We start from the raw sequence: 12,481 nt of genomic DNA, 5'->3' as shown, positions 1-12,481 counted from the left end.
GTCGGGAGGGTCGCCGGGCGAGGCCCGGCCAGGCCGGAGCGACCTGCGTTCCGGCCCGATCGATGAGGATCTGGGAGGCCCGGATTGCCAAAGGCATCAGACGTCGTGTTCGTGGACGGCGTTCGCACACCGTTCGGACGAGCCGGCGAGAAGGGGGTGTTCTGGAAGACCCGGTCCGACGACCTCGCGGTGCACGCGATGCGCGGACTGCTCGACCGGAACGCCTTCGACACCGCAGCCGTGGACGACGTCGCCGTCGCGGCCACCACGCAGCAGGGTGACCAGGGGCTGACGCTCGGCCGCACCGTGGGCATGCTCGCTGGTCTGCCGAAGTCGGTTCCCGGCTACGCGATCGACCGCATGTGTGCCGGTGCCATGACGAGCGTCACGACGCTCGCCGGCGCCATCGCCTTCGGCGCCGCCGACATCGCGATCGCCGGTGGTGTCGAGCACATGGGCCGGCACCCGATGGGCTTCAACGCCGACCCCAACCCGCGCTTCGTCGCGGAGCGCATGGTCTCGAGCGACGCCCTCGTCATGGGCGCCACCGCCGAGCGCCTGCACGACCGCTTCCCCGCGATCACGAAGGACCGCACGGACGCCTACGCCGTCCAGTCCCAGCAGCGGTACGCCGCTGCCTGGGCGAACGGCAAGCTCCAGCCCGACGTCATCCCGGTCGAGGTCAACAAGGGCGACGGCTGGGACGTCGTCAGCACCGACGAGCCGCCGCGGCCGGGGACGACCCTGGAGGCGCTGGCCGCGTTGAAGACGCCGTTCCGGCCCCACGGACGGGTCACCGCCGGCAACGCCGCCGGTCTCAACGACGGTGCGACCATGAGCCTGCTCGCGTCCGAGGATGGTGCGAAGCAGCACGGACTGTCGACGAAGATGCGCATGGTCTCGTTCGCCTTCGCCGGCGTCGAGCCCGAGGTCATGGGCGTCGGCCCGGTCCCCGCGACCGACAAGGCCCTGTCGAAGGCCGGCCTGTCGATCGACGACATCGGCCTGTTCGAGATCAACGAGGCGTTCGCCGTCCAGGTGCTCGCGTTCCTCGACAACTACGGCATCGCCCAGGACTCCCCGAACGTGAACGCCTGGGGCGGCGCGATCGCCGTCGGCCACCCGCTCGCGTCGAGTGGTGTCCGGCTGATGAACCAGCTCGCCGCACAGTTCGCCGAGCGACCGGACGTCAAGTACGGCATCACCACGATGTGCATCGGGCTCGGCCAGGGCGGCACCGTCATCTGGGAGAACCCGAACCACAGCAAGTCGGCCGAGCGTTCGGCTCGGAAGGGGGCGTGACCATGACCATCGTCGACAACGACCGACTGGCCGAACTCAGCGAGGACGAGGTCGTCACGCACTCGTTCGTCAAGCACGTCACGATGCCCTCGGGTGGCACGCTGGCGCTCATCACGCTCGACAACGGCAAGGACTACAAGCGGCCGAACACCCTCGGGCCCCGCACGCTCCGTGAGCTGTCCGGCGTGCTCGACACCCTGAAGACCGAGGCCGCCGCGGGCACGATCCAGGGCGTCGCGATCACCGGCAAGGAGTACTGCTTCGCAGCCGGCGCCGACCTGTCGCAGGCAGCGGCGGTCCCGTCGCGCGAGGCCGCCCACGACCTGGCCGCGCTCGGGCACGCCACGCTCCGCAAGTTCGCCGACCTCGGGGTGCCGTCGTTCGCGTTCGTGAACACCCTGGCGCTCGGTGGTGGGCTCGAGATCGCCCTGCACTGCACCTACCGGGCGTTCTCGTCCGCGGCGCAGGGCATCGGCCTGCCCGAGGTGTTCCTCGGCATCATCCCCGGCTGGGGCGGCGCGACGCTGCTCCCCCGCCTGATCGGACCGGAGCGCGCGCTCCGCGTCATCGTCGAGAACCCGCTCAAGAACAACCGTCTGATGGACGGTCAGGCCGCGGTCGAGATCGGCATCGGCGACGTGCTCGTCCCGTCCGTCACGTTCCTGCCCTCGGCCGTGGCGTGGGCGGACGGCGTCATCACCGGAACGACCAAGGTGGTGCGGAAGAACGAGCCGGGCATGCTCGAGAAGGCCGCATGGGGCACCGTCGTCAAGGTCGCCCGCGGACAGGTCGCCTCGAAGATCGGCACCGTGCCGAAGTCGCCGTTCCGGGCGCTCGACCTCGTGGCCGCCGCCAAGTCGGGCTCGCTCGACGAACGGTTCGCCGACGAGGACGAGGCCCTCGCCGACCTCATCTCGGGCGACCAGTTCGCCGCGTCGATGTACGCCTTCGACCTCGTGCAGAAGCGTGCGAAGAAGCCCGTCGGCGCTCCCGAGGGCGTCGAACCGAAGAAGATCACGAAGGTCGGCGTCCTCGGCGCCGGGCTGATGGCGTCGCAGTTCGCGCTGCTGTTCGCCCGACGCCTGGGCGTCCCCGTCGTCATCACCGACGTCGACCAGTCCCGTGTGGACGCCGGCGTCGAGCGGATCCGCGGCGAGGTCGCGAAGCTGCTCGACAAGGGCCGGATCTCCCCCGACGACGCGAACCGCATCACCGCACTCGTCAGCGGCTCGGTGTCCTACGACGCCTTCGCCGACGCCGACTGGGTGATCGAGGCCGTCTTCGAGGAGATGACCGTCAAGCAGCAGGTCCTCCGGAAGATCGAGCAGGTCATCGCACCGGACGCCATCCTCGCCACGAACACGTCGTCGCTCTCCGTCGACGAGATGGCGTCGGTGCTCACCAACCCGGAGCGGCTCGTCGGCTTCCACTTCTTCAACCCGGTCGCGGTCATGCCGCTGCTCGAAGTCGTGCGCGCGGCGAAGACCTCGGACGAGGCCCTCGTCACGGCCCTCGCCGTCGCAAAGACCCTGAAGAAGACCGCGATCATCACCGCGGACCAGCCGGGCTTCGTCGTCAACCGGGTGCTCGCCCGGGTGCTCGGCGAGGCGATGCGCGGCGTCGAGGAAGGGACCTCGTTCGACACCGTCGCCCAGGGTGCCGCACCGCTCGGCCTGCCGATGTCACCGTTCGAGCTGCTCGAGCTCGTCGGGCTGCCGGTCGGCGCGCACGTGCTCGACTCGCACCACGCGGCCTGGCCGGAGCGCTTCTACCCCGGCGACGGCCTGAAGAAGATCGCCGAGCACGGGACGATCCTGACCCGCGACAAGAAGGGCAACGCGACCGGGTACGACCCCGCCGCCGTGAAGCTCGTCGCGCCCTCCAAGAAGGACGCGAAGCCGGTCGACGCCGCCGAGATGCAGCGCCGGTTCGAGGACGCCCTGGCCGACGAGCTGCACCGCATGCTCGAGGACCGGGTCGTCGAGCACGTCGAGGAGATCGACCTCGGGCTCATCCTCGGTGCCGGCTACCCGTTCCAGGCCGGTGGGATCAGCCCGTACCTCGACCGTTCCGGAGCGTCCGAGCGGGTCTTCGGCGGCACGTTCCACGAGCCCCGGATCGTCGGCCCCGCTTCCCGCTAGGGCCGACTCGGTCTCGAAGGCGGCACCGCCGCACAACCGAAGTCACCCCGAACCGCGGATCGCCGTTGTTCGGGGTGACTTTGATTGTGCGGCGCCGAGGCGTGCCACCGTCTCCGACAGCAGCCCGGGCGTCTGCTACCGTTCGCCGCCGTCAGCCACCGACGCAGTCGTTGCTGCCACTGAAGCACGGCGGCACCGACAGCCGGGGTGCCGGCGGCTCGGGCGGCTCGTTGTCGTACGACGTGAAGTAGTCGGCGCTGTGCGTCACGACGAGCACGTAGTCCGCCCCGCTCGACCGCACGGCGTCGTCTCGTCGGTCGACACCGAGTCCCGGCGCGGACTGCACGACGGACGATCCGTCCGGTTGCCACAGTCCGAGTGACTGGTCCCAACCACGGACCCGGACGACGGCGAACCGGTCCTGGCCGACATCGCTGCCGAGTGCGATCGACTGCCGCCCACCGACATCGATCAAGGACGGTGTCGATCCGTCCGGCCGGATCGCCTGCGCCACGAGGTCCTCGTCGGTCAGGCCGCCTGCACGAAGCGCTGGGCCGACGATGCGCACCGCGTCGACCGGTGTGGTCGCACCGTCGATCGTGTAGACCGCTCCGGCGTCGATCCGGCACGTGGTTCCTGCAGCGGGCTGGAAGAAGCCGGAGTTGCTCGCGTGCCCGCAGGAGTCGGTCCAGGTGGCATCGACCCGGTGGACCGCTTCCCCGCCATCCCAGTCGATCACGCGGTGCATCGTCTGTCTGGCACCGACCCGGGCATCAGCACCGAGCTCCGGCGCGACCGAACCGTCGTTCATTGCCGAACACCCCGAAGTCAGCGCCAACACGGCGAGGCAGAGCCCCACCGTCACCGTCCTGAGCCCCCGTCGCATGTGGCGATCCTGCCAGACGTCCCCGTGGCACATGCCCCTCGCGGCATGGCAGCACGGCGGCAAGGCGGCCCCCCACCGAACCAGGTTCCGGACACAGCACCGCGGAGGAACGTGGTGCCGTGTCCGAAACCTGGTTCCGAGCGGTCAGCCGTCAGCCGTCAGCCGTCAGCCGTCAGGCGTCAGCGGTCGGACGCCGCCGACTCGCGGGACCGCGCGGGCTTCGCCTGCGGCAACTTCGTCCCGACGACCTGATCGATGACGTCGCGGGCGATGGCCTGCGCCGTCAGCCCCGCATCGGCGAGGATCTGCGACCGGGTCGCGTGGTCGATGAACGCGTCGGGCAGCCCGAGCTCGTTCACCCCGGTGTCGACCCCGGCGGCACGGAGGTCCTGCCGCAGCCGGGTCCCGACGCCGCCGACCCGAACGCCGTCCTCGATGGTGATCACGAGCCGGTGCGTCCGCGACAGCTCGATCAGCGACGTCGGGATCGGCACCACCCAGCGCGGGTCCACGACGGTGACGCCGATGCCCTGCGCCTCGAGCAGCGCCGCGGCCTCGAGGGCCACCGGCACCATCGACCCGACGGCGACGAAGAGCACGTCCTCGACGTCGTCCGCGGCTGCGTGCAGGACGTCCACACCATCGGGGAGACGACGGACCGCGGGGATGTCCGGTCCGACCTGCCCCTTCGACCACCGCAGCACGGTGGGGGCGTCGTCGACGGCGATCGCCTCGCGGAACTCCTCGCGCAGGGTCGCAGCATCGCGGGGTGCGGCGATCCGGATCCCTGGCACGACCTGCAGCAGCGCGAGGTCCCACATGCCGTGGTGGGAGGGGCCGTCCGGGCCGGTGATCCCGGCACGGTCGAGCACGAACGTCACGCCGGCCTTGTGCAGGGCGACGTCCATCAGCACCTGGTCGAACGCGCGGTTCAGGAACGTCGCGTAGAGCGCCACCACGGGGTGGAGTCCCCCGTAGGCCAGGCCCGCGGCGGTCGTCACGGCGTGCTGCTCGGCGATGCCGACGTCGTAGACCCGGTCGGGGTGCTGCTCCTGGAACAGGTGGAGCCCGGTCGGTCGGAGCATCGCCGCCGTGATCGCGACGATCCGGGGATCCGAGGCGCCGGCTTCGGCCAAGGAGGACGCGAACACCGAGGTCCACGACGGGCCCGATGCGGCGTCGAGCGACTCCCCCGTCTCCGGGTCGATGTGCCCGACGGCGTGGAACTGGTCGGCCTGGTCGCGCAGGGCGGGCTCGAAGCCGTGGCCCTTCTCGGTGATCGCGTGCACGATCACGGGAGCGCCGTACTCCTTCGCCTGCCGGAGTGCTGCCTCCATCGCCTGCTGGTCGTGGCCGTTCACCGGGCCGATGTACTTGATGTCGAGGTTCGAGTACAGCGCCTCGTTGTTCGTCAGCCGCGACAGGAAGCCGTGCAGGCCCCCGCGCATGCCCCGGTACACCGCACGACCCGGAGCGCCGAACCGCGCCGCCACGGCCTGCGTGCCCTCGTACAGGGCGCGGTACTCACGGCGGGTGCGCACGGAGCTGAGGAACCGCGCCATGCCACCGATCGTCGGGGCGTACGAGCGGCCGTTGTCGTTGACGACGATGACCAGTCGACGGTCGTTGTCGTCGGAGATGTTGTTGAGCGCCTCCCACGTCATGCCGCCGGTGAGGGCGCCGTCCCCCACCACCGCGACGACGGTGCGGTCGGTCTGCCCGGTCTGCCCGAACGCTCGGGAGATGCCGTCGGCCCACGACAGCGACGACGACGCGTGCGAGGACTCGACGATGTCGTGCTCGGACTCGCTCCGCTGCGGGTAGCCGGCGATGCCGCCGCGTTCGCGCAGCTTCGAGAAGTCCTGGCGCCCGGTGACGAGCTTGTGCACGTACGACTGGTGCCCGGTGTCGAAGACGAACGGGTCGTTCGGCGAGTCGAACACGCGGTGCATCGCGAGCGTCAGCTCCACGACGCCCAGGTTCGGCCCGAGGTGCCCACCGGTCTTCGCGACCTCGGCGACCAGGAAGCGCCGGATCTCGGCGGCGAGGTCGGTCATCTGCGCGTCGGAGAGACGCTTCAGGTCGCGCGGCGACGTGATGCTGGCGAGCAGGCTCACGGGCGCTCCTTTCGTGGGGCTGTCGGCCCACTCTATGCGCGTGGGGACAGAACGGACTGGAGGCGCGGTGCCAGCTGGCACCGCGCCTCCAGGCAGTATCCGGGTCGCGTCAGACGAGCGAGCGGAGCACGTACTGCAGGATGCCGCCGTTGCGGTAGTAGTCGGCCTCGCCGGGGGTGTCGATGCGGACGACCGCGTCGAACTCGATCGGCTGCTTGCCGGCTGGCGAGTGCTCGCTCGGCGTCGCGGTGACGTGCACCGTCTTCGGGGTGCGGCCCTCGTTCAACTCGGTCAGCCCGGAGATCGAGACGACCTCGGTGCCGTCGAGCCCGAGGGACTCGACCGTCTCGCCCGCCGGGAACTGCAGCGGGACGACGCCCATGCCGATGAGGTTCGAGCGGTGGATCCGCTCGAAGCTCTCGGTGATGACCGCGCGGACACCGAGCAGGTTCGTGCCCTTGGCAGCCCAGTCACGGGACGAGCCGGAGCCGTACTCCTTGCCGCCGAAGATGACGAGCGGGATGCCCTGCTCCTGGTAGTGCTGCGAGGCGTCGTAGATGAACGACTGCGCACCGTCCGGCGTCGTGAAGTCACGGGTGTACCCGCCCTCCACGCCGTCGAGCAGCTGGTTGCGCAGACGGATGTTCGCGAACGTGCCGCGGATCATGACCTCGTGGTTGCCGCGACGCGAGCCGTAGGAGTTGAAGTCCTTGCGGTCGACGCCGTGCTCGGCGAGGTACTGGCCGGCGGGGCTGTCGGCCTTGATCGAACCGGCCGGCGAGATGTGGTCGGTCGTGACCGAGTCGCCGAGCTTCGCGAGCACCCGGGCGCCGGAGATGTCCGACACCGCGTCGGGCTGCATCGTCATGCCCTCGAAGTACGGGGGCTTCCGGACGTAGGTCGACTCCTGGTCCCACTCGAAGGTGTCGCCGGTCGGGGTCGGCAGGTTCTTCCAGCGGTCGTCGCCCTCGAACACGGAGCCGTACTCGTGGGTGAACATCTCGGTGTCGATCGACTCGTCGATGACCTGCTGCACCTCGGCCGCGTCGGGCCAGATGTCGGTCAGGTAGACGTCGTTGCCGTCCTGGTCGGTGCCGAGGGCGTCCTTGTCGAAGTCGAAGTGCATCGACCCGGCGAGGGCGTAGGCGATGACCAGCGGCGGGGACGCCAGGTAGTTCATCTTGACGTCGGGGTTGATCCGGCCCTCGAAGTTGCGGTTGCCCGAGAGCACCGCGGTGACGGCGAGGTCGTTGTCCTGCACGGCCTGCGAGATCTCCTCGGGCAGCGGGCCCGAGTTGCCGATGCAGGTGGTGCAGCCGTAGCCGACCGTGTAGAAGCCGAGCTGCTCGAGGTAGGTGGTGAGACCGGCCTTCTCGTAGTAGTCGGTGACGACCTTCGACCCGGGCGCGAGGGTGGTCTTCACCCAGGGCTTCGCGGTGAGGCCCTTCTTCGCGGCGTTCCGGGCGAGGATGCCGGCGGCCATCATGACCGACGGGTTCGACGTGTTCGTGCACGACGTGATGGCGGCGATCGCGACGGCACCGTGGTCGATCGTGAACGGGTCGGCCCCGTCCATCGCGACCTTCGTCGGCGCCGAGGCGGTCGACGGTGCGCTCGACACGTGCACGTGCTCGTGCAGCGCCGTGTCCTCGTTGGTCGAACCGGCGGCGATCGGGTCGGAGGCCGGGAACGTCTCCTCGACCGCGTCGTCGAGGTCGGTCTGCTCGGACGGCGTCGTGTAGTTGTTCAGGTCGAGCTCGAACTGGCTCTTCGCGTTCGTCAGCTCGATGCGGTCCTGCGGACGCTTCGGGCCCGAGATGGAGGGAACGACGGTGGAGAGGTCGAGCTCCATGTACTCGGAGTAGTTCGGCTCGACCGAGGCGTCGTGCCACAGGCCCTGGGCCTTGGAGTACGCCTCGACCAGGGCGATCTGTGCCTCGTCGCGACCGGTCAGCCGCAGGTAGTCCAACGTGACGTCGTCGACCGGGAAGATCGCCGCCGTCGAACCGAACTCGGGCGACATGTTGCCGATGGTGGCGCGGTTGGCGAGCGGGACGGCGCCGACGCCCTCGCCGTAGAACTCGACGAACTTGCCGACGACGCCGTGCTTGCGGAGCTCCTGGGTGATGGTGAGCACCACGTCGGTCGCGGTCACGCCGGCCGGGATCTCACCGGAGAGCTTGAAGCCGACGACCTTCGGGATGAGCATCGACACGGGCTGGCCGAGCATCGCGGCCTCGGCCTCGATGCCGCCGACGCCCCAGCCGAGCACGCCGAGGCCGTTCACCATCGTGGTGTGCGAGTCGGTACCGACCAGGGTGTCCGGGTACGCGTACGTCTCGCCGTCGAAGTCACGCGTGTAGGTGACCTTCGCCAGGTACTCGATGTTGACCTGGTGGACGATGCCGGTGCCCGGCGGGACGACCTTGAAGTCCTCGAACGCGGTCTGGCCCCAGCGGAGGAACTGGTAGCGCTCACCGTTCCGCTCGTACTCCAGGTCCGTGTTGCGCTGCAGGGCGTCCGTGCTGCCGAACAGGTCGGCGATGACGGAGTGGTCGATGACCATCTCGGCCGGGGACAGCGGGTTGATCTTGTTCGGGTCGCCGCCGATGTCCGCCATGGCCTCGCGCATGGTGGCGAGGTCGACGATGCACGGCACACCCGTGAAGTCCTGCATGACGACGCGCGCCGGCGAGAACTGGATCTCGGTGTCGGGTTCCGCGTCGGGCCGCCAGGAGCCGAGCGCCCGGATCTGTCCCTCGGTGACGTTCTTGCCGTCCTCGGTGCGGAGGAGGTTCTCGAGCAGCACCTTCAGGCTGTAGGGCAACTTCTCGTGCCCGGGAACCGAGTCGATCCGGTGGATCGCGTAGTCGACACCCCCAACCGACAGTGTGTCCTTCGAGCCGAAGCTATTGACTGCAGCCACCGTGCCGCCTCCCTACTGATCGGTTTGCCCTCATCCTCGCGGGCCGTGGACCGTCCCACCAGCAAGGCAAACCTAATCCCGCGGACGCGTGCGCGCCTGCGAGAACTATCTTGATGTCGAGAGAACTCTACACCGGGGCGACGTCGTCGCGTCGGACGAACACGGTGCGGACCAGCAGCCAGGTCACCCAGAGCACCGCCGCGTACAGCGGCACGCCGAGGATGAGCTTCAGCCCGGCGAGCAGTTCGACCTGCGCCGTCAGGTACAGCGGGACCTCCACCGCGAGCCGGACCGCGAACAGCCCGACCCAGATCCAGGTGGCGACCGTCAGCACGCGGCGCTTGACGGGGTCGGCGCGCCAGTCGACGTGCGAGCCGTCCTCGTTCGCGGGCAGCAGGAAGCCGACGACGAGTCCGATCAGCGGCCAGCGGATCGCCAGCGTGATCAGGAGTCCGACGAGCCAGACCGCGTTGATGACGATCCCGGGGATGAAGTTGCTCTCCGCGCGGCCGGTGATGAGCGCCAGGCCGGCCGAGACCGCGACGCCGAGGATGCCCGCGAACGACATCGTCACCGACTGCCGCTGCAGCAGCCGGAGCACCACGAACACCAGGCCGACCGCCACCGGGATCACGACGCTCGGCACGAGCTCCTTCGTGATCGCGTAGACGACCAGGAACGCGAACCCGGGCAGCACCGACTCGGCGAGGCCGCGCACCCCGCCGACCGCGCCGAGCAGCGCCCGGCCGGACGGTGCCTCACCGGGTGCCACGCGGGCGATCCCGGCGTTCTGCACGGCGTCACGGAACTGCGCGGAGAACGACGGCGCCACCGAGGGCTCAGCCGCCGGCGCCACCGATGACTCAGCAGCCGGTGCAACGGGGTCGGAGCCAGCCGTCTCGGGTCGTGGGGTGTCGTCGTGGTCCGGCACCGTGCCTCCAGGCGGGGTTGGTCGTCTGTCGGTCAGATCGCGGTCTGCGTCGACTTGGGCATGTGCAGCGGGATGAGGTCGCGCGGCGGCATCGGCGTCGTGCCGCGCACGACGACGACGCTGCGGAACAGCTCCTCGATCTCGCTCGCGTCGTCGGGCTGCTCGGCGGCCTTGCCGGCGATCACGCCGCGCAGGAACCAGCGCGGGCCGTCGACGCCGACGAAGCGGGCCGGGCGGGAGCCGGCGGTGCCGCCGTCGCCGTCCACGGCGACCGGGACGGACGCACGGAGCTCGGGGCCGAACGGGCCGTCGACCTCGGTCACGACACCACCCTGGCGCTCGATCTGCTCGGCGATCTGCGCGCGGATCTCGTGCCAGAGGCCGGTCGAGCGCGGTGCTGCGAACGGCTGGACCTGCAACGTGGACTCGTCGTAGTCGAGCCCGACTGCGACGACGCGCTGCGAGCCCTCCTCGACCTCGAGGCGCAGGTGCAGGCCCTCGCGCGGGAGCACCTTCACCCCGCCCAGGTCGACGTACGGGCGGACCAGGTTCGCCTCGGTCTCGTCGTGGGGGCCGTTCTCGGCCCGGTCCTCCGGAGCGGACTTGTCCGTCGGGGCGACCGCGTCGACCTCGTCGAGGTCCGCGTCGGCATCCGTCGCGATGTCGACCTCGGGGGACGTGTCCGCGACCTCGATGTCGTCGGCGACGGCGTCCGCCACCTCGACCTCGTCCCGCTTGCGTCGGCCGAACTTCATGCGCGCGTTCCTTCCTGAGCGTCTGCGGCGGCACCGGTCACGGCGTCGCTCCGGTCACCGTAGCCCGACGAGCCGAACCCGCCCTGTCCGCGGACGCTGTCCGGCAGGTCGTCGACCCGGGTGTAGGTCACCTGCGGCACCGGCATCACGATCAACTGGGCGATGCGGTCGCCGACGTGCACCTCGTACGGTTCCGTCTGGTCGGTGTTGAGCAGGGCGACCTTGATCTCCCCGCGGTAGCCGGAGTCGACGGTGCCGGGGCTGTTCACGATCGTGATGCCGTGCTTCGCCGCCAGGCCGCTCCGCGGGACCACGAACGCGGCGTACCCCTCGGGCAGCGCGATGCGCAGCCCCGTGGCGGCCAGGTGTCGCTCGCCCGGCTGCAGCACGAAGGCCTCGGTGGAGACGAGATCGGCACCCGCGTCGCCGGGGTGGGCGTGGCCGGGAGCGTGCTCCCCGGTCCAGAGGACGTCGACTGGTTCGGTCACGTGACGAGGGTAGTGCAGCCGTGACCGTTCCGTGACCTCGCTCGCTCGTGATCGAATGGACCCGTGACCCTGTACCGCGAACGACTCTGGGCCCCGCCCGCCCTCTACCTGGCGACGGCGCTCGTCATCCCCGCCACCCTGCTCGTCTTCCTCCCCATCAGCGTCCTGGCCGGCGTCCTCGTGGCGATCGGGATGGAGCTCGGGGTCCTGGTCCTCCTGTGGGCACTCGCACCCACCATCGAGGTCACCGACACCGAGTTCCGCGCGGGCAAGGCACACCTCCCCCGCACGCTCGTCGGCACGACCGAGGCGTTCGAGGGCGCAGCGGCCACCGAGCAGCGCGGGCCGGCACTCGACGCCCGGGCCTGGACCCTCTTCCGCGGCTACGTCCGCGGGGTCGTCAAGGTCGAGGTGCGCGACGACGCGGACCCGACGCCCTACTGGCTGGTCAGCGTCCGGCACCCGGGCAAGGTCGTCGAGGCGCTGCGGTCCTGACGGACCACGGTCCACGGCCTGGAGGCGCGGCTCGGCCCCGCCTCGCAGCACACGACGAAGGCCCCGCATCCCTGGAGGATGCGGGGCCTTCGCTGATCGTTGCGTCGAGAGCGACGCGGCTGTGCTCGCTAGAGCGAAGCGCACTCCGCGCAGACCGGTCCGAGCTTCGACTCGTGGTCGAGCTGGGAGCGGTGCTTCACGAGGAAGCACTCGACGCAGGTGAACTCATCGACCTGCGGGGGCAGCACCACGACGTCGAGGTCGACGTCGCTGAGGTCCTGCCCGGCGAGTTCGAAGCTGCCGGGGTTGTCGGAATCATCGTCGACGACCCCCGACATCTTGTCGGGAACGCGCTCCTTGAGGGCCTCGATCGACTCTGAGTCAGAGTTGTCGTCGGTCTTCCGGGGGGCGTCGTAATCGGTGGCCATGCCCATCCATTT

10 protein-coding genes are annotated in these 12,481 nt (G+C 70.0%); 3 read left to right on the top strand and 7 right to left on the bottom strand.

Annotation, left to right across the window (positions count from 1 at the left end; translation table 11 throughout):
- Positions 1–84: 84 nt before the first annotated feature.
- Positions 85–1,302, top strand: coding sequence for a thiolase family protein (locus DEJ11_RS08455; protein WP_027465475.1), 1,218 nt, complete (start codon positions 85–87; stop codon positions 1,300–1,302).
- Positions 1,303–1,304: 2 nt separating this feature from the next.
- Complete coding sequence (locus tag DEJ11_RS08450; protein ID WP_111104337.1) at positions 1,305–3,443, top strand: 3-hydroxyacyl-CoA dehydrogenase NAD-binding domain-containing protein; 2,139 nt, start codon at positions 1,305–1,307, stop codon at positions 3,441–3,443.
- A gap of 151 nt (positions 3,444–3,594) precedes the next feature.
- Here DEJ11_RS08450 and DEJ11_RS08445 read toward each other — a convergent pair whose 3' ends face one another.
- From DEJ11_RS08445 to dut, 6 genes are all read right to left on the bottom strand, one after another.
- Positions 3,595–4,182 (bottom strand): hypothetical protein, encoded by a 588-nt coding sequence (locus DEJ11_RS08445; protein WP_146250081.1) that lies wholly within the window; start codon positions 4,180–4,182, stop codon positions 3,595–3,597.
- Between the two features lie 326 nt (positions 4,183–4,508).
- A complete protein-coding gene (dxs, locus tag DEJ11_RS08440; protein ID WP_111031820.1) occupies positions 4,509–6,446 on the bottom strand; it encodes a 1-deoxy-D-xylulose-5-phosphate synthase in 1,938 nt (645 codons plus the stop codon).
- Between the two features lie 109 nt (positions 6,447–6,555).
- Positions 6,556–9,372: an aconitate hydratase AcnA gene (gene acnA, locus DEJ11_RS08435; protein WP_027465472.1), complete on the bottom strand. Its 2,817-nt coding sequence runs from the start codon at positions 9,370–9,372 to the stop codon at positions 6,556–6,558.
- A gap of 127 nt (positions 9,373–9,499) precedes the next feature.
- Positions 9,500–10,204, bottom strand: coding sequence for a DUF3159 domain-containing protein (locus DEJ11_RS08430; protein WP_258370793.1), 705 nt, complete (start codon positions 10,202–10,204; stop codon positions 9,500–9,502).
- Positions 10,205–10,335: 131 nt separating this feature from the next.
- Positions 10,336–11,058 carry a DUF3710 domain-containing protein gene (locus DEJ11_RS08425; RefSeq protein ID WP_027465470.1) on the bottom strand — a complete coding sequence of 241 codons (723 nt, stop codon included), beginning with the start codon at positions 11,056–11,058 and terminating at the stop codon, positions 10,336–10,338.
- Positions 11,055–11,546, bottom strand: a complete 492-nt coding sequence (gene dut, locus DEJ11_RS08420; RefSeq protein WP_071403948.1) for a dUTP diphosphatase — start codon at positions 11,544–11,546, stop codon at positions 11,055–11,057. The genes DEJ11_RS08425 and dut overlap by 4 nt, the downstream gene beginning before the upstream one ends.
- Before the next feature lie 63 nt (positions 11,547–11,609).
- Here dut and DEJ11_RS08415 point away from each other — a divergent pair, with 63 nt between their 5' ends.
- Positions 11,610–12,041, top strand: a complete 432-nt coding sequence (locus DEJ11_RS08415; protein WP_110859581.1) for a DUF3093 domain-containing protein — start codon at positions 11,610–11,612, stop codon at positions 12,039–12,041.
- A gap of 128 nt (positions 12,042–12,169) precedes the next feature.
- Here DEJ11_RS08415 and DEJ11_RS08410 read toward each other — a convergent pair whose 3' ends face one another.
- The gene (locus tag DEJ11_RS08410) at positions 12,170–12,469 is read right to left on the bottom strand and encodes a DUF4193 domain-containing protein (RefSeq protein ID WP_017886098.1); all 300 of its coding nucleotides are present in this window, start codon (positions 12,467–12,469) and stop codon (positions 12,170–12,172) included.
- Positions 12,470–12,481 lie beyond the last annotated feature (12 nt).

The organism is Curtobacterium sp. MCLR17_058 (genome assembly GCF_003234705.2).
In the GTDB taxonomy this organism is placed as follows: domain Bacteria; phylum Actinomycetota; class Actinomycetes; order Actinomycetales; family Microbacteriaceae; genus Curtobacterium; species Curtobacterium flaccumfaciens.
This window is presented reverse-complemented; position numbering and strand designations above follow the sequence as displayed.